A 25,581-nucleotide genomic window follows, 5' to 3' on the forward strand; every position below is an offset into this window, starting at 1 on the left:
TAAACGGCGAGCATAAAAAAGAGGCCTGAAAAGGCCTCTTTTTTTTGCACTTACTTAGTGGTTTATATCTTGCCCAGTAATAGCAGGACCAGCAGCACCACCAACACGACACCGATGATACCGGACGGGCCGTAACCCCAACTTCTGGAGTGCGGGAAGACCGGAAGGCCACCGATCAGCAGGAGAATCAGGATAATGATGAGAATTGTGCCCATTGTAGATTTCCTTATTGGTCAGTTCTGGAGTGATACAACTTTCAACTGCCAGCGCGCATGCGTTAAATCCGGGCGGCTTAATAAATCCGACCGTAGCGCTCTGTAGAAAATTCAAAGTTTTTATACGTCTACGGTTTGCCCTTGCCATTCAGCAATCTGATGGAGCTTGGTCCGTCGAACGCCTTCGCTACACTCGGCCTATCTCTCCCGGAACAACAAGGCTGTTTGCTATGCAAAATCGCATGATGATCACTGGTGCCGGCTCTGGCCTGGGTCGCGAAATCGCGCTGCGCTGGGCCCGTGAAGGCTGGCGCCTGGCCTTGTCGGATGTCAGCGAGCCGGGTCTTGTGGAAACCCTCAAGCTAGTACGCGCCGCCGGTGGCGACGGCTTCATCCAGCGCTGCGATGTGCGCGACTACAGCCAGTTGACTGCGTTCGCCCAGGCCTGCGAAGAGAAGCTCGGTGGCATCGATATCATCGTCAACAATGCCGGCGTGGCCTCGGGCGGCTTCTTCAGTGAACTTTCGCTGGAGGATTGGGACTGGCAGATCGCGATCAACCTCATGGGCGTGGTCAAGGGCTGCAAGGCGTTCTTGCCGCTGCTGGAAAAAAGCCGCGGCAAGATCATCAACATCGCCTCCATGGCAGCCCTGATGCAGGGGCCGGCCATGAGCAACTACAACGTAGCCAAGGCTGGCGTCGTGGCGTTGTCGGAAAGCCTGCTGGTGGAGCTGGCGCAACAGGAAGTTGGTGTACACGTGGTGTGCCCGTCGTTCTTCCAGACCAATCTGCTGGACTCCTTCCGCGGCCCGACCCCGGCCATGAAGGCCCAGGTTGGCAAGTTGCTGGAAAGCTCGCCGATCAGCGCCAAGGATATTGCCGACTACATCTACCAGCAGGTCGCCCAGGGCCAGTTCATGATCCTGCCCCACGAACAGGGACGCATGGCTTGGGCGCTCAAGCAGAAGAATCCGCAGTTGCTGTACGACGAAATGACCGTCATGGCCGACAAGATGCGCGCCAAGGCCCGGCAAAACCTCAATTGACCTGGATGCCCGATGTCCTCAGGATGGCGCCATTCGGCCTTCCTGATGGACATCTGCATGCTCAATTACCTGTGGTTTTTTCTCGCCGCGCTGTTTGAGATCGCTGGCTGCTACGCCTTCTGGATGTGGTTGCGCCAGGGCAAGAGCGCCTGGTGGATCGTTCCGGCGTTGCTCAGCCTCACGTTGTTCGCCCTGTTGCTGACCCGCATCGAAGCGACGTATGCCGGGCGCGCCTACGCCGCCTATGGCGGCATCTATATCATTGCCTCGATCGGTTGGTTGGCCGTGGTGGAGCGGGTCCGGCCACTGGCTTGCGACTGGATCGGTGTGGCGCTCTGCGTGCTGGGGGCAAGTGTGATTCTATTCGGTCCACGGTTCTCAGCTTCCTGAAATAACCTACGGTCCAACAGGTTTTTTGCAGGAAGTTTCCGTCAGTCACGAGAACTTTGCTTGTAGGGCCTTACTGAATTCTCTCGGGTGTCTTGAGAACAGGAAACAGGCCGGGCATGGTCAGGGTCCAGACATTCTTAAGGACAAGAACCATGCTTGTACTAAGCCGCGCTGTAGGTGAGTTGATTTCCATCGGTGACGATATTTCCGTCCGTGTGCTGTCGGTCAGCGGCGGCACCGTGCGTTTTGGCGTGGAAGCGCCACGGCACGTCGATGTCCATCGCTCCGAAATCTACGACAAGATCCAGAGGAAAAAGGCCCTTGCCACTCGCAAGGCCTGTTCAGTCGAATAGGTGCTTGGGCACGTCGTGCTTGAGCATCAGTTGGCACTGTTCGCTTTCGGGGTCGAAGACGATCAACGCCTGGCCTTTGGTCAGGGCTTGCCTGACCCGTAGAACCCGGGTTTCCAGGGGCGTGTCGTCACCATTGTCGGTGCCGTCGCGGGTCACGAAATCCTCGATCAGGCGAGTGAGCGTGTCGACTTCGAGTTGGTCGTGGGGGATGAGCATGGGGTACCTCGGCTAGACAATAGGGCGATGCTACGGCCAATGGGCTTTTGCGGCTAGCCTTGGGTTTTGCGGCGTTTGTTCAGACCTCATCGCGAGCAGGCTCGCTCCCACAGGGGAATGCATTTCAAGTGTGGGAGCGAGCTTGCTCGCGATGGCAATAGCCCAGACAGTGAAATGCTGGGTCAGTTGTCGGAGCGCTGCCCCACCAGGCTATCCACCGACGGCACCCGGGTATCGCTTTCCATTTGTGCATCGTGCTCGATCTGGTGACTGAAGCGGTCCAGCGAACCCTGGGCCGGTTGCGCGTCGCTGGCGAACACTGGCGGGCTGAGGATGTAGGCGCCGAGTAGGCGGCTGAGGGCGGCCAGGCTGTCGATGTGGGTGCGTTCGTAGCCATGGGTGGCGTCGCAGCCGAAGGCGAGCAGGGCGGTGCGAATGTCGTGGCCGGCGGTAATGGCCGAATGGGCATCGCTGAAGTAGTAGCGGAACAGGTCGCGGCGTGCCGGTACGTCGTTTTCCTTGGCCAGTTTCAGCAGGTGCCGCGACAAGTGATAGTCGTAAGGGCCTCCGGAGTCCTGCATCGCCACGCTGACTGCATGTTCGCTGGAGTGCTGGCCAGGTGCGACGGGCGCGATGTCGATGCCGACGAATTCGCTGACATCCCAGGGCAGTGCGGCGGCCGCACCGCTGCCGGTTTCCTCGGTGATGGTGAACAGTGGGTGACAATCGATCAGCAGTTCTTCACCGCTGTCGACAATCGCCTTGAGCGCCGCCAGCAACGCCGCGACCCCGGCCTTGTCGTCCAGGTGCCGGGCGCTGATATGGCCACTTTCGGTGAACTCCGGCAAGGGATCGAAGGCGACGTAATCGCCGATGCCCACCCCCAGGGTTTCGCAATCGGCGCGGGTGGCGCAGTAGGCGTCCAGGCGCAGCTCGATGTGGTCCCAACTGATGGGCATTTCATCCACGGCGGTGTTGAACGCGTGCCCGGACGCCATCAACGGCAGCACGCTGCCACGAATCACCCCGGTGTCGGTAAACAGGCTGACCCGGCTGCCTTCGGCAAAGCGGCTGGACCAGCAACCCACCGGGGCCAGGGTCAGGCGGCCGTTGTCCTTGATGGCCCGCACCGAGGCACCGATGGTATCCAGGTGCGCCGACACGGCCCGGTCGGGGCTGCTCTTGCGCCCCTTGAGCGTAGCGCGGATCGTGCCTCGGCGGGTCATTTCAAAAGCAATACCCAGCTCTTCGAGCCGCTCGGCGACATAACGCACGATGGTGTCGGTAAAGCCGGTAGGGCTGGGAATGGCGAGCATCTCCAGCAGGACCTTTTGCAGGTATTCGAGATCCGGTTCGGGAATTTTGCTGATCATGGAAACTCCTCACGGAACGTTAAGTTGAATTAGGGGAACCTTGTGGAGAGGGAGCTTGCTTGCGCTGGACCGCGAAGCGGTCCCCTTTGAGCTCCAGGTCAATGCACAAACCCGGAGGGTTACGGGGAAGGGCCGCTTCGCAGCCCAGCGGGAGCAAGCTCCCTCGCCACAGAAGCAGGGCTAAGCCACCGGCTGGCTATGAGGAAACAACAAATCCACAAAGCGCTCGGCGGTGGGTTGTGGTTCGTGATTGGCCAGGCCTGCGCGTTCGTTGGCTTCGATGAACACGTACTCGGGTTGATCGGCCGCCGGCACCAGCAGGTCGAGGCCGACCATGGGAATGTCCAGCGCCCGTGCGGCGCGTACCGCCGCATCAGCGAGGGTCGGATGCAGGATGCCGGTGACATCCTCCAGCACGCCGCCGGTATGCAGGTTCGCCGTACGCCGTACGAACAGGTGCTCCCCAGCGGGCAGCACGCTGTCGTAGTCGAACCCTGCCGCGCTGAGCGTGCGCAGCGTCTCGGCGTCCATCGGGATTTTGCTTTCGCCGCCCGTGGCCGCTTGCCGTCGGCGGCTCTGGGCTTCGATCAACGCACCGATGGTGTGCCGGCCATCGCCAATCACCTCCGCCGGGCGCCGGATTGCCGCCGCCACCACTTCAAAACCGATCACCAGGATGCGCAGGTCCAGCCCCTCGTGGAAGCTCTCCAGCAAGACCCGGCTATCGAACTGCCGGGCCGCTTCGATGGCGCTCTGCACCTCCTCAATGGTGCGCAAATCCACCGCCACGCCTTGGCCCTGTTCACCGTCCAACGGCTTGACCACCACCCGTTCGTGCTCGTCGAGAAACGCCAGGTTGTCATCGGCATTGCCCGCCAGCTGTTGGGCTGGCAGGTTCAGGCCGGCGTTTTTCAGCACTTTGTGGGTCAGGCTTTTGTTCTGGCACAGCGTCATGCTGATGGCGCTGGTCAGGTCGCTCAAGGATTCGCGGCATCGGACCCGGCGGCTGCCATGGACCAGGGTGAACAAGCCGGCCTCGGCATCGTCCACCTGCACGTCAATGCCTCGGCGGTGAGCTTCTTCGACAATGATTCGCGCATAAGGATTGAACTGCGCCTCAGGGCCTGGCCCGAGGAACAAAGGCTGGTTGATGCCGTTCTTGCGTTTGATGGCGAAGGTTGAAAGATTGCGAAAGCCGAGTTTGGCGTAGAGGTTTTTCGCCAGGCGATTGTCGTGCAACACCGATAGGTCGAGGTAACTCAAGCCACGGCTCATGAAATGCTCGATGAGGTGACGCACCAGCACTTCGCCAACACCGGGCCGCGGACATTGCGGGTCGACGGCCAGGCACCAGAGGCTGCTGCCGTTTTCCGGGTCGTTGAAGGCCTTCTGGTGATTCAGGCCCATGACGCTGCCGATCACCGCACCGGTGTCATCATCTTCGGCCAGCCAGTAGACCGGGCCGCCCTCATGACGCGGGGTCAGGCGCAGCGGGTCGATGGGCAGCATGCCCCGGGCCTGGTAGAGCTGGTTGATGGCCTGCCAGTCGGTCTCGCTCTGGGCCCGGCGAATCCGGAAACCGCGAAACACCCGTGTGGACTGGCGATAGTCGCTGAACCACAAGCGCAAGGTGTCGGACGGATCGAGGAACAGTTGTGCCGGTTCCAGCCCCAGCACTTGCTGGGGCGCGGCCACGTACAAGGCAATGTCGCGTTCGCCGGGTTGTTCGTTGAGCAGTTCCTGGGCCAGGCTTGCCGGGTCCGGGAAGGTGTGGCCGATCAACAGTCGGCCCCAGCCGCAATGCACTGCGATCGGGTCGGCACCCAACTCGCTGCCGTCTTCGGCCAGGCGTGCCTGCAGGCGTTCATAGGAGGGGGCCTGGCCGCGCAAGAGGCGTTGGTTGTGAACCGTTGCATGAGGTTTCATCGATCAGATTCCTTGCTCGCTGAGCCACAGGTTCAGCGCCGCCAGTTGCCACAGCCGCGAGCCGCGCAACGGCGTGAGCTGGCCGTTGGGGTCGGTCAGCAGGCGGTCGAGCATGGCCGGGTTGAACAGGCCGCGGTCCTGGCTCGGGTCCAGCAGCAACTCGCGAACCCAGGCCAGGGTGTTGCCTTCCAGGTGCTTGAGGCCTGGCACCGGGAAATAGCCTTTCTTGCGGTCGATCACCTCGCCGGGGATCACCCGTCGGGCGGCTTCCTTGAGCACCTGCTTGCCGCCATCGGGCAGTTTGAACTTCGCTGGGACCCGCGCCGAGAGTTCCACCAGGCGGTAGTCCAGGAAGGGTGTGCGCGCTTCCAGGCCCCAGGCCATGGTCATGTTGTCGACACGCTTGACCGGGTCGTCCACCAGCATCACGGTGCTGTCCAGGCGCAGGGCCTTGTCTACCGCCGCATCGGCCCCGGGCTGGGCGAAATGTTCTTTGACGAAATCACCGGCCGCGTCGTTGGCCGTCAGCCATTTGGGCTGCACGGTGGCGGCATATTCTTCGTAGCTGCGGTCGAAGAACGCGGCGCGATAGGCCGCGTACGGATCGCTGGCGCCATCGACCTGCGGGTACCAGTGGTAACCGGCGAACAGCTCGTCGGCGCCCTGGCCGCTTTGCACCACTTTGCAGTGCTTGGCCACTTCCCGCGACAGCAGGTAGAAGGCGATGCAATCGTGGCTGACCATCGGCTCGCTCATGGCACGAAACGCTGCCGGCAGTTGCTCGATGATCTCTTTCTCGTCGATGCGCAGTTGGTGATGGCGGGTGCCGTAATGCTTGGCGATCAGGTCCGAATACTGGAACTCGTCACCGCGCTCGCCGCCGGCATCCTGGAAACCGATGGAAAACGTGGACAGGTCTTCAACGCCCACTTCGCGCAACAGGCCCACCAACATGCTCGAGTCCACGCCACCGGAAAGTAGCACGCCGACATCCACGGCGGCGCGTTGGCGAATGGCGACCGCTTCACGGGTGCTGTCGAGCACGCGATCGATCCAGTCTTCCAGGTTCAGGTGCTGTTCATCGGCTCGAGGGCCGTAAGGCAAGGTCCACCAGGTTTTCTGCTCGGTGCTGCCGTCGGCTTCGATGCGCATCCAGGTGGCGGGCGGCAGTTTTTCAACACCGGCCAGCAAGGTGCGGGGTGCCGGGACCACCGCGTGGAAATTCAGGTAATGGTTGAGCGCCACTGGGTCGAGCATCGGGTTGATGTCGCCGCCCTTGAGCAGCGCCGGCAACGCCGAGGCGAAACGCAGCCGCTGGCCGGTGCGTGACAGGTACAGCGGCTTGACGCCGAGGCGGTCGCGGGCGATGAACAGCCGCTTGGCATCGCGTTCCCAGATGGCGAAGGCGAACATGCCGTTGAGCTTGGGCAGCAGCGCTTCGCCCCAGGCGTGATAGCCCTTGAGCAGCACTTCGGTGTCACCCCCGGAATAGAAGCTGTAGCCCAGGCCTTCGAGCTCGCTGCGCAGTTCCGGGTAGTTGTAGATCGCGCCGTTGAAAGCCAGGGACAGGCCCAGCTGATTATCGATCATCGGCTGGGCCGAGCCGTCCGACAGGTCCATGATTTTCAGGCGCCGATGGCCCAGGGCAATTGGCCCCTGGCTATGAAAACCCCAGGCGTCGGGGCCGCGAGGGGCCAGGTGATGGGTGATTCGCTCTACGGCCGCAAGGTCCGCAGGTTGTTGATCGAAACGTAACTCTCCAGCTAATCCGCACATGTACTGTGAACCCTTTGTATTTCGGCATGTGTGTCGCTACTGGTGATTCTCTCGTACCGTTTTCGTACCACTTTCTACTCGGTCCAGTTTGTCCAGCTCTGCCCAGTCACTCGGGGAACTGATCCACTTGGCGTAGGTGGAAAGCAGCACTTGCACGCTGTGCCCGAGTTGCGCGGCGATGAATGCTGGATTCATGCCGGACATCAAACACATCGTGGCGTACGTATGGCGCGTGTCATACATTCTGCGATGCCGAATTCCTAACTTCCGCAGCGCGCTCAGCCAGTAGCGTTTTGGACCTGTCTCGGATCGAATGAACAGCTCAGCTTTATCGCCCGATCCTTCCGGCGCGAACACGTAATCGGATCGTGCCGCCGTTAAAGGTCTGGCTTTTTCGAGTGCCCGTAGCGCTCGATCGTTCAATAAAACTTCCCGAGTGACCTTCGTCTTGGTCCGCTCCTGGATCTTTCCGTAGATGCGAATCCGACAGACTTTGGCTGTCCGCTTGCGAATGTCCACTTCGCTCCAGCGCAGCGCCATTGCCTCTCCTGGCCGCATCCCTGTGTAGAAAGAGAACTCAAAAAAGCACGCGTAGATCTGCTGCAAACCGCTCGTCAATTCGTACAATTTCTCGACGACCAGATCTGCCTCGGCACGGGTGAAAGGGTCCAGGTCTCGCTTGGGCACCCTGGTCGGCGCTATCGAGTTGGCCGGGTTCCGAGTGATCAACTCGTCACGCACCGCCTGGGTGAGGATCGTGGTGACCAGGCGAACGGCGTCGCGCCGGCGGACTGGGGAGGGCCACTGAATGTCATTGACGATCTTTCGCATCAGCACGGGCGTGATGGTGTCGATACGTTTGGTTGCGAGGTAGGGCACCCAGTACGTTTGCAAGGTGGACCGGTAGTTTTTTCGGGTGCTCTCCACAATCTGCAGGCCGTCGAGCCAGTCCTGGGCATAGTCGAAAAAAATCGGGGCTGCCTTGGCCTCCAGGCTCCGTGTCCCTGGGAATAGCTCGGCGTATTTCTCAACACTGAGGGCGCCGAGCTTGTCCAGTTGCTTTACTTGAGCACGTAGGCCCGCTGCAGCAGCGATCCCTTTCGGGGTTTGAGGGAGGGCGAGCGTTTCACAGCAGCGCTTCTTGTTCCAGGTGAAACGAATTCGGATTGATCGCCCGACAAGCTCCACCCCTGCTGGCAGGTCCACAGGCTTTCTATCCATTCGTCATATCTCCGCTTGCTGTACATGATCCGCCCATCAATCTTCGCCCATACCCAGACGGGTATGACGTTCCTCTCCCGCTTGCGCTGCAGGGCCTTGGCCGTGCAACCCACCAATTCAGCCATCCTCTTCTCAGTGACCTTGTCGTGGGCGGTGTCGTGAAGAAGCTCTTCAGCTGCTGACATGGTTTCTCTCCGTCGCTTCTTGCGACTCAGCCACCATGCGCAGCTTGAGATCGATCCAACAGGCTTGGGCTAGGCGCATCAGTTCGCTGACCGTGGTGCTCGGCTCCTGCATGGCCTGGCCGAAGCGGACCAGGCGGGAGCCGAGCTGGCTGAACTCATCTTTAAGAGCAATCCGGCTGCCACTTGGCGATGCGGCTGTCATGGCTGCTCGCTCCCACAGACAGAGCCTTGCTGGATCTGGGTTTCAGCAGTATTTGAGCCTTGTTCGCTCCCACAGATAGCGGGCAGTTGCTTGCGCGCGGATGCTGCGCGCAGGGCGTCCAGCAATAGCTCTTGGCGGCGATTGAAATCGAGGTGGTTTCGGATCGCCTGAACAATCACGCTATTCATGCTGCGGTCTTCGAAGACCGCCAAGGCCTCGACATCGGCTCGCATGTCGTCTGGTAGGCGCACCACGAATTTATCGGCGGTGCGGGAGTCGTGCCGCTTCATGGTTGCTTCTCCGTGGTTTCGGCTGAATGCCATTTGTTGATGATGTAAACAGCGATGCATGCGGTGCAGATGAGCCACAGGACCGAACCTGCGAACCCAACGAGAACAGCGCCGGTTGAGACGCTGCTGATCATTTCCGGCGCGGCGAAGCCAAACCACGCGACCGTGAGCGCGACGTAGACGAACATGAACATCAGCACCTCAAAGAGGCGCATTGCCGATAAGCGTTTCTGTGTCATCACTTTCTCCAGGCCGAGCGAATCCCGGCCGCGTTGTTGGCTGTCGCAAAAAGTCAGGTTGAATTAGGCGGTGAGGGCGACCTCAATGCGGCGGACGGCCACGCGGGTTTCGACACGGCGCTCGCCTGGGCGTCGGATTCGGCTGAGCGGGTTGTCGCTGGTTGCTGACTGGCCCACAAGGATGGCGCAAAGGGCCATTATCATCGGGCTGATTAGCCCGCGGCGCATGGCCTCGGCGACAAGGGCAGGACGTTTATAGACGCCGAGCTTAAACATGGCTGATTCGATACGGCCTTTGATTGACCGAGGAGATAGACCGTCACGCCGCGCTATTTCTTTGTCAGTGTGGCCGGCAGCAACGGCGAGGACACAGATAAGCTCGCGCTCTGCAAGACCGTTGCCTAGTAAGCCTTTCCATGAACCGCAGGTGATTGATGCCATTGCGCGACGCTCCAGATCTTATTGAAGATGGAGCAATAGTGCTTGCGGGATTAACTGCTGTCAATGCCTGCGGGATTATTTCTTACAGGCCGTCCATTTTTGCGTCAATGACCCGACCGATCAGTAGCCAATCTTCACCGATTTCGAGCGGTTTAAACGAGGCGTTCAGCGGTACAAGGTAAAAAGCCCCTGCCTCCTTTACGAGCTGCCTAAAGGTCTTCTCTCCGTCCTTATTTTCAGCGACGTAATACTTGCCGCTGATCAAATCGAACCCTTGCGGCTTGATCAAGATTCGGGTCCCAACTGGGAAGCTAGGACTTCCGCTGTGGCTCATGGAAGATCCCTCAACGGTGAGCCAGTAGCCATTCTCGCCAGCGTCCTCTGTTGACGGTAAATACTCCATCCCCTGTTGTATCCTCTTATTCCTCAGTGAATTCAGCGGATGAACCTGGTTGTCGGTTTCCGACCACGATATCAGTGGGTACTTCTTTGCCTTTATCCACCGCTGGACGGCCGGATCCAAAGTGGATTCGTCGCGCTCTCCCTGATGCATGTCTGCAAGCCCTTCACCAGAGATCGACCGAGTCATCATCGCTATGTGTTTTGCGATGCGAGGCGAGAAGCTCTCGACAGGCACTCCAAGAAGCCGCGATACCTGTACTGCGAAAGGGGTGTTTATCAAATTTCTGCCATTGAGGTAGTGGCTGAATGACCCTTGGTTCATTCCTAGCGCAGCGGCGGCTTTTTCTTGCGTCAAGCCGAGCGCTTTACGCTTCTCCATGAAGATGGCCTTCAGCGCAGCACATTCCTCTTTGCCTACAGGTGAGAGCTCTTTCTTTTTCATAAATCGACCATATGTCCGGCGGCATTAAAATTCAAATGCCGCAGGCATTGACTTTAAAAAATCCCGCCAGCACTATTTAAAGAGAGAAAACGAAATTGTGGAGTGACTCCGGTGCAACGAATTCCCCTCGCTGAGTACGCAGCAAAGCGACATGCCCGGACAGCCGAAAAGCTCGGAATGAGCCAGGGTTCTTTGAGCAAGGCTATCCGTGAAGGTCGCTCCATCTTCGTGATTGTGCGCGACGACGGCAATCTGTTTGCCTTTGAAGAAAAACCATTTCCTGGTCAGAAACGGCGTAACGCGCCCAGCCAATGCTCAAATCATAATCCCGCAAGGCCTGAAGCATCAGGTTCGGATGTACCTGTAAATCCATCCAGTGCTTGGTCAGAGTCATGAAAACTTTCGCATGCGAAAACTTTAGATATTCCGCGCATGCGCAGGTATTTGGATTATTCGCATGCTATTTACGCCAAATCGTATGTCGTTCAAGCCAAAAGCTCCGATCTTCAAATTTTCTTTCCTTATCGGGGGTAGTTGCCCAGCACTACTTAGGTAAGGGCAGCAAATTTCGGAGCTATCACATGACCTCGCAGACGCGCACACCCAGAAAATCGACCCTCCTGAGGCCCTCGGTTAATGGGTACCTTACGGACCTGCACGTTTCCGGTGAAAAAGGAAGGCCCTCGCCAGGGCCTGTTCAGAGACTTCCAATGGTTGGCTTTTGCCTGCCCAATTAAAAGGAATCCGGCATGAGCCAGCGCATCCCATCTCAATTTTTGCTGTCCGGCTGACTTTCTTCCGGGCAACAAAAAGCCCGCTTCGCAGGCGGGCTTCTTAACCAGACCCTTCGCAGGGGTCTTCGTACTACTTCGTCTGTGGAGGACGATTTCATGCACCTGAAAAATAGCACCACCCAACATGCAGCGCAAGCATTGCTAACTTCGCAGGTTGGATTTCTTAACACTCCCATCGACAACAAAGGCGTCCAGATGCTCAACGTTGCGGCCGGCACGAACGCAGAAGACGCGCTACAGGCGGCGAGGGTCCTTTCTTCTGGCCTTGGCCAGATCTGCCGGCACCTGCACGACAGCCTCAATATGGGCGAGCTGGCTTACTGCGACGGTGTCGCGGCGTTGGGCTTCCTGGCTGAGACTGTGAGCGCGCTGGTTTGGGCGGCTGAAAAAGGCGTAGAGGCACATGCGGCAGAAGGGGGTGCCCAATGAGCGCCCCGCATTGGAACGCCATTATCCACGACGTAGAAATGCACCCGCGTTACGCCTGCGTCAGTGGTGCCCCGCTCACCGCCGACCAAGTTAAGAAGCTTGAAACGATTGAGGAAGCCGCTGAGCAATACGGCGATTCGATCTTGTACGGGCTGTCGGCTATCGGAGAGCTACTGGTGCGCACCGCCGAGAGTGGTGAGCTGACCAAAGACCTTGCGATGAACACCGGCTGGCTGGTGGATAACCTGGCGCGCCTGGCCTCCACGCTTTACGAGCGGGGTGCCGCAGCTAACTACAAGCTGCACAACAACCCTCGGGAGGCTGCCAAATGAACAAGCCAATTCCGACTATGCAAGAGGCTGCACAAGAGGCCGAGTTTCAGTTGCTCGTCGCCAAAGACACGCTTGAGTGGCAGTTCGCGCTGATCAACGCTGTTCACCTGGACCATCTGCACGGGGATGGCAAATCTGCCGCCGCCCTGGTTCAGATTTCGAAGTACTTCAGTGACACCGGCTTCGGGGGCGTTTACAGCGCTATCGACCTGTTCAAGGGGCTCGGCGAGACGGAGCCCGCGGCACAAACCGTGCAGTCCAAAAACGTGGCGCGGGAAAGTGGGGGCGGCCAATGACCATCGCCAAATTCCCAGGCGGCGATGCCGTCACCATGTCCTCCCGCGAGATCGCTGATCTGGTCGGCTCTCGGCATGACAAGGTCAAGCAATCGATTGAGCGCTTGTCTGCTCGCATCGACAACAGTGGAAAGCCCGTTATCGATCTTCCCCCACTGGGGGAATACCTCGATAGCCTCGGCCGGCCTGCTACTGAGTACTTGGTCAACAAGCGCGACAGTTTCGTTGTTGTGGCGCAGCTTTGCCCGGAATTCACCGCTGCGTTGGTAGATCGCTGGCAGGCCCTGGAAGAGCAGGCGGCCCGCCCAATGACCCAGGCCGAGATCACCGCCGCCAACGCGAACCACCTGGTGGCCGTGGAGCGCCAGCAGCGGGAGCAGCAGGTCGCGCTGGAGCGCATCGAAACCCGAGTGGCCAATGTTGAACAGGTACGTTACCTGGACTCCAGGCCGGCAGGCTTCGAGTCGATGACCTCGATCCGTGAGCGCATCAACCTGCGTTTTGGCCTTCCTCAGTGGGTGGTCAACGCTGTCATGCGCGATATCCCAGGCGCGCCCTTGCCATTCGCCATGGTACGCAGCAAGCACGCCGATGACGGCGCCCAGCCATACGCGATCTGGCCCAAGGCCGACATCACCCGCCGTTTTGACCGGTTCGCCGCCGAATGCACCTTCGTCACGGCTGAGCGCGCGACCCATCCCGATATTCAGCAAGGCCGCTTCAAGCTGTGCCAGAGGAATCCCGCATGAAGAACATACTGAATTTCCCCCAGCCGGCGCAGATCGTGGAGCATATTGATGAGGCGCACTTTGAGAAGTATCCCGACGTCGCCCTGTTGCTGAAGTGCTTCGAGGTCGTCAAGGACGCCCTGGACGTTATCGACGAGCCTGAATATTCCATTGAAAAGGAGGATGACACGCACATCGACCTGTATCGCGCCTACTACGCACTCAAGGTGCTGTTCAGGCGCAGGACCGGTCACGATGCGAGGGAAGTTGCTCAAGATCACTGGGAGGCAATGACCCGCCACCTGCTGGCAGGTGAGCCGCGCCCTGAAAACAAAATCCCCGTCGTCGTGTACCCGGTCGAGTGCCTGCCTGATGAAGCGTTCGAAGGCCTGACTGACCAACAGCTGGCTTGCGCGGCGTTCAACTACAGCGATCGCGTTCGAGTTCTGATCATGGAACACACACCGCAGGCTTTGGCGTTGGACGAGGCGCGCACGGTCTCCATTGATTCCACTACAGCACTCCGGTTGCTGGTCTTGCGCCTGTCTGGCGGCTCAGTGGAAGCCATGGGTGCCGGGATGTGTCGCAAGCCAGGGGAGACATTGCAATGATCATCCCTCCGAAAACAACTACCCAGAATTTGGGTGGTTTACTCGCCCCAGCACCGGTGATCGTGGGCCCATGGCCCAGCTATGCCGCGTTCGCCGATCTGCCGGAACAGAAACGCTGGTTGATGTACTCAGGCGCAAAGGCCCACCGGGAAATGCTGGAACAGGCGGGTTTCGTCATGGCCGAGGCTTATGACGACTTCGTGCGCCGTGTGACGCGGGAGTTGGACATATGAGTGTTCAAGCCATGTCCTGGGCGCTTACCCAGCAGGTTGTCACCGACTCGCACACACGGCATGTGCTGTTGTGCCTGGCCAACTATGCCGACCAGTCCGGTCGCGCTGCATTCCCTGCCGTTTCGAGCCTAGCGCTTGATACCGGCCTGGCACCCCGTACCGTTCAATATCGCCTCCGTGAATTGGAGTCGATTGGGTTGATAAAGCGCGGAAATCAAGCAGTTGCCGCCGCCTATATCACGCAGCGCGATCGTGTTCCGGTCTGCTACGACCTCGACCTTTCGCGGGGTGCACAGGATGCACCCCGCTCCGAACGGGGTGCACCTGAAGACGCAACGGGGTGCACGCCAGAACAGAACGGGGTGCACACCACGACCGAACGGGGTGCACCGGGTGCACCCAATCCATCCCTTAACCACCCATTAACCATCCTTAACCAAAAAGAAGGCGCCAAGGCACCTCAGAAGGTCGGGAAGGGGAAAGCTCAAAAGTTCGATCCACTGTCCGCCAAGCCATCGAACGCCTCCGAAAATGCCTGGGCAGACTTCTGTGAAATGCGAAAGGCGAAGCGGGCACCGTTGACTCTGAGAGCCTGTGAGCTGATCGCCAAGAAGCTGGCCAACCATCCAGACCCGGATGCCGTCCTGGATAAGTCCACCACCAGCAGCTGGTCGGACATCTACCCGGATTCGGTTCTGCCTGGTGCTGGAGCTAAAAACGGCAAAGCGCCGGCCTACACCAACCTGCCCGAACACACCGAAGACATGTACCAAGGAGGCGGCAATGGCCCAGCGTTCTAATTTCCGCCGTCAGCCTGAGATGCGCTCGTTCAACGGCAGTTGCCCACATCACCCTGAGGTGGTGACGCGCAGCGAGGTCGAGCAGTTCGACGGGACGATGCAGGTGCGTGCTTGCAAAAGCTGCCAGTACCACGGGCTACGGATTGCCCCCACCGGCAGCGAGGAGCACTCCCAGGCCCTGGCCAACCTCAAGGCCGAGAGCGTCAACATCGCGCTTATAGGCTCTGGCATCACGCCGCGGTTTGCAGACAGTTCGTTCGACAACTATCGCGCCACGATACCGGCCATGAGCCAGGCTCTTGAGCTGTGCCGGAACTACGCGGACCACTTCGGCGACCATTACCGCGCCGGCCGAAATCTGCTGCTGACCGGAAACGTCGGTACCGGCAAGACGCACCTGGCCTGCAGCATCGTCCAGCAGTTGATTCGCCGTGAGAACGCCGTGGCGGTGATCACCACTGCGGCCGAGATCATCCGGGTGTTCAAGCGTTCTATGGCCCGAGACTCTGGCTATACCGAGGGCGACGTGATCGACGAACTGGCGAGCTTTGACCTGCTGGCGATTGACGAAGTCGGCGCCCAGGCGGGCACACAGTACGAGCTGGCGGTCCTGCATGAGGTGATCGACCGCCGGTATCAATTGGTCAGGCCAACTGTGGTGGTTTCTAACCTGCCTGCCAAATCGAAGCAGGACGCCGAAGGAAAGCATGCCCCGAGCCTGGAGCAGTACATCGGCGCCCGGGCGCTCGATCGACTCCGTGAGAACGGCGCGTTCCTGGCCGGGTTCAGTTGGGCCTCGGCAAGGGGGCGCACATGAGTCAGGCAAGGGAGTACTACCTGCCGGAGGCTGAATACGGGGTGCTCGGTGCGATCATGCGGGCATCGCTTCAGGGCGATTCGGCGCTGGTAGACGAAATTGTCTCGCAGATGAAGTCCGCCGACTTTCATCACGAGGACAACGCCGCGCTGTTCGATGTCATCCACGACTGTCTTGCCCAGAAAATGCCCGTTGATGCGGTGACTGTTGGATCAATCCAGCGGTCACTGCCCAGCGGACAATCCACGATGGCCTACGCCGCGACCTTGAGCAGGGACGTTCCATCCACCGCCAACTGGAAGGCTTACGCCGATCATGTGAAGCAGTGGGCGGTGATCAGGCAATTCATCGGCGTCGGCAACATCGCCGTCGATGGGTTCCAGGCCGGTCTTCCAGCCTCGGAGATCATCACGCAATGCAAGCAGGCCCTGGCCGATCTTCGCGACTTACAGAGCGGAGGGAAGGCCGGCTACAAGCTGATGGCGGACGTGCTGCCCAAGGTGCTGGCCAGCATGGATGACGTGCTCAACGACCGGGCGCCGCCGAAGCTGTCCACCGGCCTGGCGGATCTGGACAAGTTGATTGGCTTCCTCCGGCCAAAGTCGATGGTTGTGATCGCTGGGAGGCCAGGCAGCGGCAAAACCATGCTCGGTTTGCAGATCGTCAACCATGTCGCCATCCGTGGCCAAGGTGTGGGTCTGATCATCAGCTTGGAAATGGGTGAAGAGGAGCTGACTGTCCGGACCATCGCTGCTCAGGGCGGCATTGATTTGCGCCGAATGGAGGAGGTGAAGTGTCTTGAGCGAGAGGAATGGGACCGCATCGGCGTTGCCGCAGGAAAGATCAACGGCGCCAAGCTGTACTTAAACGACACCCCTGGGCTGACGATGTCCGCGATCCGATCCGAAGCCCTGAAGCTTCAGCGAGAAATCGGTCTCGACATCCTGATGGTGGACTATTTGGGGTTGGTGGGTTCAGACGGCAAGGCGCAGAACCGGGGTGAGGCCGTCGGCAAGATATCGATCGCAATGAAAAACCTCAGCAAGGAGCTCGGCGTCCCGGTCTTGGTGCTGGCGCAGCTCAACCGAAACCCGGCCAGCCGCCCCGGGAAAAAGCCACAGGCCAGTGACCTGCGTGACTCCGGACAGATTGAACAAGACGCCGACGCGGTGCTTCTGGTTCACCACGACCCAGAGTCGGAAATGGGGGAGCAGGGTGTCTCCGAGCTGATCCTGGACAAGGGGCGCCAAGCCCCAGCTGGGTCATGCATGGTTCAACGGCAAGGGCAGTTCGCCCGATTCGTCAACTTCGCAGGCCGCGAGCCCACGCAGGAGGAGGTCGAAGCAAATCGCCCCTTCGCCGACCGCATCAAGGGGAGAGCAATTCATGAGTAACGTCGGAGCGGCGCTGCCGCGCAAAGCTATGAGCGACATCGAGTGCCAGTTCCTGAAAATCGCAGGCGAGGAGTTGGCCAAGGTCAAAATGGGAGGCCCGGCCGCGCTGGCAGCTCTGTTGGATATGGTTGCCAGTTGGCACTCGAGTCGCTTGCAGATCGGCTTTCATGACTACGGTCAGCGCTGGCTGCTGGAAGGCAATGCGAAGAAATCTGCAGCCGACCGGTTGCTTCGAGACCTGTTTGGCCTGAGTGATCCTGACCCGAGGAAAGCAGCATGAAAAAGCGCACCTATACGGACAAGCCCCTGGGAGATACGGAGTACTTGCTCGAGCAGTGGGGTTGGTGGCGCATGGACGGAATGGGCGTGCCTCGGTATGTCTCGCCGCAATTGGCGCTCATGCGGGACAATGTTCAAATGCCCAGCGTTTCCAGCTACGTGATCACGGACGACCAAGCTCTGGCAGTGGATTCCGCTATGGCCAAGCTCACGCAGCGCAACGCACAGATGGGCCTGTTTCTCTGGCTTTACTTCGGTGCCAAGTGGACGATGGCTCGAATAGGGGAATCGGCGGGAGGCGGGGAGGCAGGTATTTCTGAGCGTTCAACGAGAGAGATAATCAAGTCAGGTGTTGGTTGGATTGATGGCGTCCTGCACGGAATGAGCGATGCCGCGTAAATAAACCTTTCATGCCGGATAAACACCTGCTTTCATGGCATGGTGTTCAGCTGTTCCAGCACGACTCCACATACAAAAGTCCCGGCCTTCGAGTCGGGATTTTTTTTGTTTTATCCTCTACGATGGCAAAGCGCCAGATGCTCTGGGCTTAAAGAACGCGTAAGGAAGGAGTCGCCATGATGGAATTATTCGATGAGCAGGGTAAACCCGCCGCTACTGTGTCCTTTGACACGCTGAAAGCGTTAAGTCCCCTGACTGCTAACCCATCCGAAACCCTTAAGAAATTAGGGATCGACGATGCAGCGTTGGAAGCAGCACTTACCGAGATCGCCAGAATCACAGCCTCCCGCTGAGATCGCATAAGCTGCGCACCCAGCGCTATCGAGGTTGATATGCATAGAAGCAAACCGCTACTTCACGCGATCATGGATTTTTGCGTAAACGGAACCTCCGAATGGAATCTCCAACTGACTCGCGGGCAACTGTACGAATCGCTCGACAGTGAGCATAAGGCGCAGTGGCCGGAAACAGTGATAGAAGGGCATGTGCGCATACTGGGAGATATGGGATGCGTAACGGTGGATAGCTTTGGAGGAGTCGCCTCGATCGTGAGGGTCACATCCGCCGGTTATGACTATCTCGATGCTATCGAAAGTGCGGAGGCTTTGAAGAACAATCCGTTCTTGCGTTACCAGCAAGAATGACTAGCTGATCGCCCCACCTGGTGTGGGGCTCTTTGTTTATGCAGGTGTGGAGCGCCGCCGCTCCTCAGGCCCGGCCATTGAGTCGGGCTTTTTTGTATCTGAAATTTAACCCTGAGCCTCGCCACCGTGCGGGGCTTTTTCGTTTCTGGAGGCCCACCATGGCAGCCCCAGGCAGGAGTTCAAGCATGGCCAGCCCGACGCCCGAGAGCATCGTAGAGGTGGTGGGAGCGTCAGTGGCCAACAAAGGCATGATGGTTGGTGCAAGTGCTGGTTTCATTGGCTGGCTGTCCCAGGTGAACTGGATCGGGATTGCCGGTGTTGTTGTTGCAGTGCTTGGCCTGTTGATCAGCACTTATTTCCAGGTCCGTCGGGATCGCCGGGAGCACGCCGAGAGCGCCGCCCGTATCCAGGCCCTGCGCGATCAATGCCGGCCATGAACAGCCGCCAGCGCGTTGTCGTGGGCCTGCTCACCATGAGCCTGGCCGGCATCGGTGCCTGGAAAACGAACGAGGGCTACACCGACCACGCGGTCATCCCCACCAAGGGCGATGTACCTACGATCGGCCACGGCTCGACCCGCTACGAAGACGGCACACCCGTCCGCATGGGCGACACCATCACCCGGAAACGGGCTGACGTGCTGGCCCGCAACCTGATCAGCCAGGACGAGAAGCTGTTTGCCGCGTCCATCAAGGGCGTGAAGCTGTACCAGGACGAGTTCGATCTGTACATGGACTTCATAGGCCAGTACGGCATCGGCACCTGGCGCAAGGGCTCGCCCCGCAAGAGCCTGATTGCCGGGAACTACGTCCAGGCCTGCCACGACCTGCTCAAGTATCGCTTCGCCGCGGGCTTCGACTGCTCCACCCCAGGCAACAAGCGTTGCCCGGGTGTATGGACGCGCCAGCTCCAGCGCTATGCCAAGTGCATGGCGGTTCAATAACCCGTGCCCACCGAGAAACTCCAATGACCGATCAAGCGATAGAAATGGAAATCCAAGCCAAGGGCCTGACCGCGCCGCGTGTCAGTTTCGCAGATATGCAAGCCAATATTGCTCACACGGAGATCGTTAAACACGTTTCTCCCTCTGGCCAGGTCCTGCGCTGGGCTGTACTGACCACCGTCAATGGCTTCGCCGTGACTGGCCGGCCATCCGCAAGCGCGTCCTCGGCGAACGACAACGCAGAGATCGGCGAGAAGATCGCCATTGAGAACGCCACCCAGGAACTGTGGCCGCTGATGGGCTATGAGCTGAAGGAGCGCCTATACCAGCGCCGACTGCCAGCCCAAGCGCCGACCGAATAATCGAGCCATGAACCGCTACCTGATCGCCGCCCTGGCCGCCTGCATCCTGCTGATGTGGGGCGGCTGGCAGAAGATCAAAGGCCAGTCCGCTGCATTGCAGGCTGCCGGCGAACAGATCCAGTCCATGGAGCGCGCCGCCGAATCCCGCCGCAACACTCAGAAGCTGCTGGCCCAACTCGACACCGAACACACAAAGGCCCTGACCGATGCTCAAGCCGCTAATAACCAGCTTCGCACTGACGTCCGCAATGGCGCTCTCCGGCTGTCAGTCAAAGCCACCTGTCCCGCTGTGCGAGACGCCACCACCTCCACCGGCCTGGGTGATGCAGAAGCGCGAGCCGAACTTGACCCAGCGGCTGGTGAACGAATTGTCGCCATCACCGACGACGGCGACCAAGGACTGATCGCTCTGCGTGCTGCTCAGGCCTACATCGCCAACGTCTGCTTGAAAGGAAACTGACCATACCTACCTTCAACGTCCGCACGTACGAAGAGAATGTTACCGTCACTGCTGACCGCGTTGAGTTCTGTACTGATGGCGTCCGCCTGATGTTCATCACTGCCGATAAGGTCACCGCAGGCTTCTCCCGTTATCTGTGGGTGCGAGAGATGAACCTGAAGCCGGAAGCCGCACCAGAAACGCCAGCGACTGAAGAGCCGGCGCCTGCTGAGCCGGTGAGCGAATAACCATGGCTGATCCAACCGGTAAGCGTGCTCGTTTTGTGGATGAGTACCTTATCGACCTGAATGCCACTCAGGCAGCCGTACGGGCCGGATACAGCGAAAAGACGGCTTACTCCCAGGGTCAGCGCCTGTTGAAAGATGTTGAGGTTCAGTCGCAGCTACAGAAGCGCATGCAAGACCGTGAGAAGCGTACCGAGATCAATGCCGATTACGTGCTGAAGCGCCTGGTTGAGATCGATCAGCTGGACGTGCTGGACATCCTGCAGGACGACATGAGCTTCAAACCTCTGTCGGAATGGCCGAAGGGTTGGCGCCAATATCTGGTCGGCTTCGATATCGCTGAAATGTTCAAAGGTCATGGCGAAGATCGCTCAATGGTCGGCCTGATGAAGAAGATCAAGTGGCCGGACAAGGTCAAGAACCTCGAACTCCTTGGCAAGCACGTCAATGTGAACGCCTTCCGCGACCAGGTGAGCGTTGATGTCAACGTTTCCCTATCTGAGCGGATGGCAAAAGCCCGTGAACGCGCCTGCAAAGATTGACCTCGAACAGCAACTGGTCGAGGACATCCTTTCATTTGCTGATGATCCACTGGGCTATGTCTGGTACGCGTTCCCCTGGGGTGAGCCGGGCACTGAGCTGGCGAACAAGACCGGGCCCAGGCAGTGGCAGATAGATGTCCTTGACTCGATTGGCAAGAAGATCCGGGCCGGCGCCAAGGACTTGGGCGATGTCATCCATGAGGCTGTAGCCAGCGGCCACGGCATCGGCAAGTCCGCCTTGGTGTCCTGGATCATCAAGTGGGCATTGGACACAGCCATCGACACGCGCGGCGTTGTGACGGCCAACACGGAAACCCAGCTCAGGACCAAGACCTGGCCCGAGGTGGCGAAGTGGAACCGGCTATCCATCACGTCGCACTGGTTCAGGCTCACAGCCACAGCGCTGATCAGCACTGATCCGGAGCACGAAAAGAACTGGCGTATCGACGCCGTGCCCTGGTCCGAGAGCAACACCGAGGCCTTCGCCGGCCTGCACAACGAAGGTAAGCGCCTGTTGCTGATCTTCGACGAGGCCTCAGCCATTGCTGACCTGGTATGGGAGGTGGCCGAGGGTGCGCTGACGGACGAGAACACCGAGATCATCTGGGCCGCATTCGGCAACCCGACTAAAAACACTGGCCGGTTCCGCGAGTGCTTCACCCGATACAAACACCGCTGGAGTCACCGGCAAGTCGATAGCCGCACGGTGGACGGCACCAACAAGACGCAAATCGCCAAATGGCAGGCGGACTACGGCGAAGACAGCGACTTCTTCCGTATCCGTGTTCGCGGCATGTTCCCGAGGGCTTCCGAATTGCAACTGATCCCGTCCGACTGGGTAGCCGCGGCGATGAAGCGCGAGCCTGTGTATGGCCTGGATGACGCCATGGTATGCGGGATAGACATCGCCCGGGGCGGCGCAGACAGCAACGTGATCGTGTTCCGGCGCGGTCTCGATGCCCGCTCGATCAAAGCCATGAGCATCCCAGGTAGTGAGACACGCGACACCACTCTGTTCATCGCCAAGGTCTGCACGGTGGTCAAGGAGCACCGGCCTGATGCTGTGTTCGTTGACTCGACCGGCGTTGGTGGTCCAGTTGCTGACCAGCTGCGCCGCCTGATGCCAGGCATCGTCATCCTCGACGTGAACTTCGCCAGCGCCGCACCTGATCGCCACTACGCCAACATGCGCACCTACATGTGGTGGAAGTTGCGTGAAGGCCTGCGCGCCGGCCTGGCGCTCGAGGAAAACACCGAGCTTGAGTCGGAGCTGACCTCGCCCATGTACGGGCACAACGGCAGCGACCAGATCGCGTTGGAAAAGAAAGACGCCATCAAGAAGCGCCTCGGCCTGTCGCCTGACTACGCCGATGCCCTGGCCCTGACCTACGCAATGCCCGTGATGAAGAGCCAGTACACCGGAACCGGTGGCGGCCCCAACAGCGAACTGGAATCCGATTACGACCCCTATGCGGAGGCATAAACATGTGCGGCAAAAAGATTAAGAAGCTGATGAACAAGGTCATCGACCTGGACCCACTGCGCGGCGGCGACGTGATCCTGGAAGGTATGGGCCTGCCGAACCTGACCGGCGAGAACACCGGCTTCCTGAACAAGGCCGAGCGCGACAAGGCCGCTGCCGAGGCCATGACCGGCTCGGGTACCACGGCCAACCCAGCGGCACCGACCACTAGCAGCGACTCGGTGCAGGCCGCCATTGACGCCGAACGCCGCCGGCGCCTGGCCCAGTCCGGGCAGAACGGCACCATCCTGACCGGTGCATCTGGCCTGCTTGGCGGTGCCAACACCGGCCAGAAAACGCTGTTGGGGGTGTAAGTTGGCTGACTCCCTGCGCGAACAGCTCGACAAGCGCCTGGCAAGGCTGAAGCAGGAGCGCGACAGTAACTGGCTGCCTGAGTGGCAGGAGCTGAGCGACTACATCCTGCCCCGGGCTGGCCGGTTCAACACCACTGACGTGAACCGCGGGCAGCGCCGGGACAAGAAGATCATCAACCCGCGCGCCACGTTCGCCGCTCGGGTCCTGGCCGCCGGCATGCACAGCGGCATGACTAGCCCGGCATCGCCCTGGTTCAAGCTCGGCACACCTGATCCAGGCCTGATGCAGTACGGCCCGGTGAAGGAATGGCTGTACGCCGTTGAGAAAGCCATGCGCGAGGTCATGGCCCGCTCGAACCTCTATAACGTGCTGCCCACCGTGTACGGGGAAGAGGGTGTGTTCGGCACTGCCGCCATGGCTGCGCTTCCTGATGAGCGCGACACCGTGCGGTTCTACCCGTTCACCTGTGGCAGCTACATGATCGCCAACAGCGACCGCCAGCAGGTGGACACGCTGTATCGCGAGTTCAAGATGACCGCCCGCCAGATGGAACAGCAGTTTGGCAAGGAGGCGCTAAGCCAGACCGTGCGGACGCTGCTCGACAGCAACAGCGAAGCTTGGGTGGACGTGTGCCACGCGACCGAACCCAACGACAAGCGCGAGCAGGGCCGCAAAGACAACACCAACATGGCCTATCGGTCCGTGTACTGGGAGAAGGGCGGCGACAAGGACAAGGTGCTGCGCCAGTCGGGCTTCCAGGAATTCCCGGTCATGGCGCCACGCTGGGACGTGCTTGGCGAGGATGTCTACGGCACCGGCCCGGGCTCCCAGTGCATTGGCTCCACCAAGGCGTTGCAGCTCATGGAGCGTCGCAAGGCGGAAATGATGGAGAAGGGCGTTCGCCCGCCAATGGGTGCGCCTGCCAGTCTCAAGGGACAGCGCGCCTCGATCCTGCCAGGCGGCATCACCTACCTGAACGACATGCAGATCGGCGCCAAGTTCGAGCCGCTGTATATGGTCAACCCAGCGTGGATCGGCCAGTTGCGCGGTGAGATCCAGGCAGAAGAGCAGATCGCCGACACCGCGTTCTTCGTTGACCTGTTCCTGATGATCAGCCAGATGGACAGCGTGCGCACGGCCTACGAGATCGCCACGCGCAAGGAAGAGAAGATGCTGATGCTCGGCCCAGTGCTTGAGCGCCAGAACGACGACCTCCTGGACCCGTGCATCGACCAGGTGTTTCACCTGATGGTTGAGCAATCGATCCCGCGCTGGATGGGCCTTCTCCCAGGTAACCCGCTGTTGCCACCGCCACCGAAGGAACTGGGCAACCTGGACCTGCGCATTGAATACACCAGCATCCTGGCCCAGGCCCAGCGCGCGGTGGAAGGTGGCAGCATTGAGCGCGCTATTGGGTTCGCCGGCACTGTCGCCAACATCAAGCAAGACCCGTCGGCCCTGGACCTGCTCGACACTGACAGCGCCCTGCGCGAGTACTTCAAGGCTGTCAGCGTGCCGCCGACGCTGGTCCGCTCTGACGATGCCGTCCTGGCGATTCGCGAGCAGCGTGACCAGGCCATGCAGGCGCAGCAGATGCAGCAGGATCTGGGTGCGGTTATCCAAGGCGCGCAACTGCTCAGCGAAACCGACACCAGCGGCAACAACGCCCTGACTCAGTTGGCGGGTGCCGTGTGATGGATGACGTCAACGAACAGGAAGCGAAAGCCAGGCTTGAGGAAATGACCGCCCGTGATCAGGAGATCGCCGACTTCCTATGGCTGATGGATGACCCTCGCGGACGACGCTTTATGTGGCGAATGATGGGGGAGTGCAAGGTGTTCCAGCCCTCATTCAGCACCCATGGGGGCGTGATGAACTTCAACGAAGGCCAACGAAATGTTGGCCTTTTTCTTTTGGGCGAAGTGAACAAGCTGTGTCCGGCGCGATTCGCCGTCATGGCCTCCGAAAACGCCACGCAACCAGTAGAGGAAGAATCCCATGACTGATGTAACAGCCGCTCCCGCTCAGGACGCCACCGCCGCGCCAGCAGCCGCAACGCAGTCGGATACCACCGTGCTCACTCCGAGCACTCCAGCAGCCGACCCGGCCCCAGCCGCTGCCGATGCAGTAGCCAAGCCGGATGACACCAAGCCAGCCGACGCAAAGCCCAAGGAAGGCGATGCGGCTAAGCCAGAGGGCGCGCCCGAGGCCTACGCCGACTTCACCCTGCCGGAAGGCATGGAGCTGGATGCCGACGTTCTTGGCGAGTTCACCGCCTTTGCGAAGGAGCTGAACCTGCCCCAGGACAAGGCACAGAAGATCGTCGACTTCCAAACCAAGCTGGCAACCAAGCAGGCCGAGGAGTACCAGGCCGCTGCACTCAAACAGGGCCAGGAGTGGGCCGCGGCAGTCAAGAACGATCCAGAACTTGGCGGCGCCAACTACGACAAGAGCGTAGCCAGTGCCGTGAAGGTGATTCAGTCGTTCGGCGATGAGGGGTTGCGGGAGCTGCTCAACGGCTCCGGCCTGGGCAATCACCCCGCGCTGTTCAAGTTCTGCCACCGCATCAGCCAGGCGATCTCGGAAGACAAGTTCGTCTTGCCGGGCAGCCAATCATCCACCGGCCGCAAGTCGAACGAAGAAGTGTTCTACGGCGGCAGCAAGTCTTAACCACGGAGTA

Annotated in this window: 39 protein-coding genes; 28 read left to right on the forward strand and 11 right to left on the reverse strand. The window is 59.8% G+C overall.

What is annotated here, in order from left to right; all coding sequences use genetic code 11:
- Window positions 1-62: 62 nt before the first annotated feature.
- On the reverse strand, window positions 63-215 hold the full coding sequence (locus tag Q7F16_RS25140) for a DUF3309 family protein (RefSeq protein WP_003183939.1): 153 nt from the start codon (window positions 213-215) through the stop codon (window positions 63-65).
- 230 nt (window positions 216-445) lie between these two features.
- Between Q7F16_RS25140 and Q7F16_RS25145 the strand changes: the two genes are divergently transcribed.
- From Q7F16_RS25145 to csrA, 3 genes are all read left to right on the forward strand, one after another.
- Window positions 446-1,261: an SDR family oxidoreductase gene (locus tag Q7F16_RS25145; protein ID WP_046063007.1), complete on the forward strand. Its 816-nt coding sequence runs from the start codon at window positions 446-448 to the stop codon at window positions 1,259-1,261.
- A gap of 57 nt (window positions 1,262-1,318) precedes the next feature.
- Window positions 1,319-1,651, forward strand: coding sequence for a YnfA family protein (locus Q7F16_RS25150; protein WP_046063054.1), 333 nt, complete (start codon window positions 1,319-1,321; stop codon window positions 1,649-1,651).
- A gap of 152 nt (window positions 1,652-1,803) precedes the next feature.
- Window positions 1,804-2,004, forward strand: a complete 201-nt coding sequence (gene csrA / locus Q7F16_RS25155; RefSeq protein ID WP_046063008.1) for a carbon storage regulator CsrA — start codon at window positions 1,804-1,806, stop codon at window positions 2,002-2,004.
- On the opposite strand, the gene Q7F16_RS25160 is transcribed toward csrA, so the two are convergent.
- The 10 genes from Q7F16_RS25160 to Q7F16_RS25205 all read right to left on the reverse strand — a co-directional run bounded on the left by Q7F16_RS25160 (window position 1,993) and on the right by Q7F16_RS25205 (window position 10,717).
- A complete protein-coding gene (locus tag Q7F16_RS25160; RefSeq protein ID WP_003199186.1) occupies window positions 1,993-2,220 on the reverse strand; it encodes a YheU family protein in 228 nt (75 codons plus the stop codon). The two genes, csrA and Q7F16_RS25160, sit on opposite strands and share 12 nt — an antisense overlap.
- Window positions 2,221-2,402: 182 nt before the next feature.
- Window positions 2,403-3,593, reverse strand: coding sequence for an osmoprotectant NAGGN system M42 family peptidase (locus Q7F16_RS25165; RefSeq protein WP_014337201.1), 1,191 nt, complete (start codon window positions 3,591-3,593; stop codon window positions 2,403-2,405).
- A 180-nt stretch (window positions 3,594-3,773) separates the two neighbouring features.
- Window positions 3,774-5,519 (reverse strand): N-acetylglutaminylglutamine synthetase, encoded by a 1,746-nt coding sequence (gene ngg, locus Q7F16_RS25170; protein WP_409556455.1) that lies wholly within the window; start codon window positions 5,517-5,519, stop codon window positions 3,774-3,776.
- A 3-nt stretch (window positions 5,520-5,522) separates the two neighbouring features.
- On the reverse strand, window positions 5,523-7,295 hold the full coding sequence (locus Q7F16_RS25175; RefSeq protein WP_046063010.1) for an N-acetylglutaminylglutamine amidotransferase: 1,773 nt from the start codon (window positions 7,293-7,295) through the stop codon (window positions 5,523-5,525).
- Window positions 7,296-7,331: 36 nt separating this feature from the next.
- Complete coding sequence (locus Q7F16_RS25180; RefSeq protein ID WP_409556456.1) at window positions 7,332-8,516, reverse strand: tyrosine-type recombinase/integrase; 1,185 nt, start codon at window positions 8,514-8,516, stop codon at window positions 7,332-7,334.
- Window positions 8,517-8,687: 171 nt separating this feature from the next.
- Complete coding sequence (locus tag Q7F16_RS25185; protein WP_409556457.1) at window positions 8,688-8,903, reverse strand: hypothetical protein; 216 nt, start codon at window positions 8,901-8,903, stop codon at window positions 8,688-8,690.
- Window positions 8,900-9,193 carry a CopG family ribbon-helix-helix protein gene (locus Q7F16_RS25190; RefSeq protein WP_409556458.1) on the reverse strand — a complete coding sequence of 98 codons (294 nt, stop codon included), beginning with the start codon at window positions 9,191-9,193 and terminating at the stop codon, window positions 8,900-8,902. The genes Q7F16_RS25185 and Q7F16_RS25190 overlap by 4 nt, the downstream gene beginning before the upstream one ends.
- On the reverse strand, window positions 9,190-9,432 hold the full coding sequence (locus Q7F16_RS25195) for a hypothetical protein (RefSeq protein ID WP_409556459.1): 243 nt from the start codon (window positions 9,430-9,432) through the stop codon (window positions 9,190-9,192). Before Q7F16_RS25195 ends, Q7F16_RS25190 begins: the two co-directional genes overlap by 4 nt.
- A 63-nt stretch (window positions 9,433-9,495) precedes the next feature.
- The gene (locus Q7F16_RS25200; protein WP_409556460.1) at window positions 9,496-9,873 is read right to left on the reverse strand and encodes a LuxR C-terminal-related transcriptional regulator; all 378 of its coding nucleotides are present in this window, start codon (window positions 9,871-9,873) and stop codon (window positions 9,496-9,498) included.
- 82 nt (window positions 9,874-9,955) lie between these two features.
- Entirely contained in the window at window positions 9,956-10,717 is a 762-nt protein-coding gene (locus Q7F16_RS25205; protein ID WP_409556461.1) for a LexA family transcriptional regulator, read from the reverse strand.
- Between the two features lie 111 nt (window positions 10,718-10,828).
- On the opposite strand from Q7F16_RS25205, the gene Q7F16_RS25210 reads away from it, so the two are divergent.
- From Q7F16_RS25210 to Q7F16_RS25330, 25 genes are all read left to right on the forward strand, one after another.
- A complete protein-coding gene (locus Q7F16_RS25210; RefSeq protein ID WP_409556462.1) occupies window positions 10,829-11,113 on the forward strand; it encodes a Cro/CI family transcriptional regulator in 285 nt (94 codons plus the stop codon).
- Between the two features lie 494 nt (window positions 11,114-11,607).
- Window positions 11,608-11,940 carry a hypothetical protein gene (locus Q7F16_RS25215; RefSeq protein ID WP_409556463.1) on the forward strand — a complete coding sequence of 111 codons (333 nt, stop codon included), beginning with the start codon at window positions 11,608-11,610 and terminating at the stop codon, window positions 11,938-11,940.
- Window positions 11,937-12,272 carry a hypothetical protein gene (locus Q7F16_RS25220; protein WP_409556464.1) on the forward strand — a complete coding sequence of 112 codons (336 nt, stop codon included), beginning with the start codon at window positions 11,937-11,939 and terminating at the stop codon, window positions 12,270-12,272. Before Q7F16_RS25215 ends, Q7F16_RS25220 begins: the two co-directional genes overlap by 4 nt.
- A complete protein-coding gene (locus tag Q7F16_RS25225; RefSeq protein WP_409556465.1) occupies window positions 12,269-12,568 on the forward strand; it encodes a hypothetical protein in 300 nt (99 codons plus the stop codon). The genes Q7F16_RS25220 and Q7F16_RS25225 overlap by 4 nt, the downstream gene beginning before the upstream one ends.
- Window positions 12,565-13,317, forward strand: coding sequence for a Rha family transcriptional regulator (locus Q7F16_RS25230; protein ID WP_409556466.1), 753 nt, complete (start codon window positions 12,565-12,567; stop codon window positions 13,315-13,317). Before Q7F16_RS25225 ends, Q7F16_RS25230 begins: the two co-directional genes overlap by 4 nt.
- Entirely contained in the window at window positions 13,314-13,907 is a 594-nt protein-coding gene (locus tag Q7F16_RS25235) for a hypothetical protein (protein ID WP_409556467.1), read from the forward strand. The genes Q7F16_RS25230 and Q7F16_RS25235 overlap by 4 nt, the downstream gene beginning before the upstream one ends.
- The gene (locus tag Q7F16_RS25240; RefSeq protein WP_409556468.1) at window positions 13,904-14,140 is read left to right on the forward strand and encodes a hypothetical protein; all 237 of its coding nucleotides are present in this window, start codon (window positions 13,904-13,906) and stop codon (window positions 14,138-14,140) included. The genes Q7F16_RS25235 and Q7F16_RS25240 overlap by 4 nt, the downstream gene beginning before the upstream one ends.
- Window positions 14,137-14,940, forward strand: a complete 804-nt coding sequence (locus tag Q7F16_RS25245) for a helix-turn-helix domain-containing protein (RefSeq protein ID WP_409556469.1) — start codon at window positions 14,137-14,139, stop codon at window positions 14,938-14,940. The genes Q7F16_RS25240 and Q7F16_RS25245 overlap by 4 nt, the downstream gene beginning before the upstream one ends.
- A complete protein-coding gene (locus tag Q7F16_RS25250) occupies window positions 14,924-15,757 on the forward strand; it encodes an ATP-binding protein (protein WP_409556470.1) in 834 nt (277 codons plus the stop codon). Before Q7F16_RS25245 ends, Q7F16_RS25250 begins: the two co-directional genes overlap by 17 nt.
- Window positions 15,754-17,151 carry a replicative DNA helicase gene (locus tag Q7F16_RS25255; protein WP_409556471.1) on the forward strand — a complete coding sequence of 466 codons (1,398 nt, stop codon included), beginning with the start codon at window positions 15,754-15,756 and terminating at the stop codon, window positions 17,149-17,151. Before Q7F16_RS25250 ends, Q7F16_RS25255 begins: the two co-directional genes overlap by 4 nt.
- Window positions 17,144-17,431: a hypothetical protein gene (locus Q7F16_RS25260; protein ID WP_409556472.1), complete on the forward strand. Its 288-nt coding sequence runs from the start codon at window positions 17,144-17,146 to the stop codon at window positions 17,429-17,431. Before Q7F16_RS25255 ends, Q7F16_RS25260 begins: the two co-directional genes overlap by 8 nt.
- Complete coding sequence (locus Q7F16_RS25265) at window positions 17,428-17,829, forward strand: antiterminator Q family protein (protein ID WP_409556473.1); 402 nt, start codon at window positions 17,428-17,430, stop codon at window positions 17,827-17,829. The genes Q7F16_RS25260 and Q7F16_RS25265 overlap by 4 nt, the downstream gene beginning before the upstream one ends.
- Before the next feature lie 176 nt (window positions 17,830-18,005).
- The gene (locus tag Q7F16_RS25270; RefSeq protein WP_409556474.1) at window positions 18,006-18,182 is read left to right on the forward strand and encodes a hypothetical protein; all 177 of its coding nucleotides are present in this window, start codon (window positions 18,006-18,008) and stop codon (window positions 18,180-18,182) included.
- A gap of 39 nt (window positions 18,183-18,221) precedes the next feature.
- Window positions 18,222-18,533, forward strand: a complete 312-nt coding sequence (locus Q7F16_RS25275) for a hypothetical protein (protein ID WP_409556475.1) — start codon at window positions 18,222-18,224, stop codon at window positions 18,531-18,533.
- Window positions 18,534-18,718: 185 nt separating this feature from the next.
- Window positions 18,719-18,970: a holin gene (locus Q7F16_RS25280; protein WP_409556476.1), complete on the forward strand. Its 252-nt coding sequence runs from the start codon at window positions 18,719-18,721 to the stop codon at window positions 18,968-18,970.
- Window positions 18,967-19,476, forward strand: coding sequence for a glycoside hydrolase family protein (locus tag Q7F16_RS25285; RefSeq protein ID WP_409556477.1), 510 nt, complete (start codon window positions 18,967-18,969; stop codon window positions 19,474-19,476). Before Q7F16_RS25280 ends, Q7F16_RS25285 begins: the two co-directional genes overlap by 4 nt.
- Before the next feature lie 23 nt (window positions 19,477-19,499).
- Complete coding sequence (locus Q7F16_RS25290; protein WP_409556478.1) at window positions 19,500-19,838, forward strand: Gp49 family protein; 339 nt, start codon at window positions 19,500-19,502, stop codon at window positions 19,836-19,838.
- Between the two features lie 7 nt (window positions 19,839-19,845).
- Window positions 19,846-20,298: a lysis system i-spanin subunit Rz gene (locus Q7F16_RS25295; protein WP_409556479.1), complete on the forward strand. Its 453-nt coding sequence runs from the start codon at window positions 19,846-19,848 to the stop codon at window positions 20,296-20,298.
- 89 nt (window positions 20,299-20,387) lie between these two features.
- Entirely contained in the window at window positions 20,388-20,525 is a 138-nt protein-coding gene (locus Q7F16_RS25300) for a hypothetical protein (protein WP_409556480.1), read from the forward strand.
- A 2-nt stretch (window positions 20,526-20,527) separates the two neighbouring features.
- Window positions 20,528-21,064: a terminase small subunit gene (locus Q7F16_RS25305; RefSeq protein WP_409556481.1), complete on the forward strand. Its 537-nt coding sequence runs from the start codon at window positions 20,528-20,530 to the stop codon at window positions 21,062-21,064.
- Entirely contained in the window at window positions 21,042-22,547 is a 1,506-nt protein-coding gene (locus Q7F16_RS25310) for a terminase (protein WP_409556482.1), read from the forward strand. Before Q7F16_RS25305 ends, Q7F16_RS25310 begins: the two co-directional genes overlap by 23 nt.
- Before the next feature lie 29 nt (window positions 22,548-22,576).
- Window positions 22,577-22,900, forward strand: a complete 324-nt coding sequence (locus Q7F16_RS25315; RefSeq protein ID WP_409556483.1) for a hypothetical protein — start codon at window positions 22,577-22,579, stop codon at window positions 22,898-22,900.
- A gap of 1 nt (window position 22,901) precedes the next feature.
- Entirely contained in the window at window positions 22,902-24,596 is a 1,695-nt protein-coding gene (locus Q7F16_RS25320; RefSeq protein WP_409556484.1) for a portal protein, read from the forward strand.
- The gene (locus tag Q7F16_RS25325) at window positions 24,596-24,907 is read left to right on the forward strand and encodes a Bbp19 family protein (protein WP_409556485.1); all 312 of its coding nucleotides are present in this window, start codon (window positions 24,596-24,598) and stop codon (window positions 24,905-24,907) included. The genes Q7F16_RS25320 and Q7F16_RS25325 overlap by 1 nt, the downstream gene beginning before the upstream one ends.
- A complete protein-coding gene (locus Q7F16_RS25330) occupies window positions 24,900-25,571 on the forward strand; it encodes a hypothetical protein (protein ID WP_409556486.1) in 672 nt (223 codons plus the stop codon). The genes Q7F16_RS25325 and Q7F16_RS25330 overlap by 8 nt, the downstream gene beginning before the upstream one ends.
- Window positions 25,572-25,581: the final 10 nt, after the last annotated feature.

This window comes from Pseudomonas sp. Lb2C2, from assembly GCF_052112205.1.
Classification (GTDB): Bacteria; Pseudomonadota; Gammaproteobacteria; order Pseudomonadales; family Pseudomonadaceae; genus Aquipseudomonas; species Aquipseudomonas kilonensis.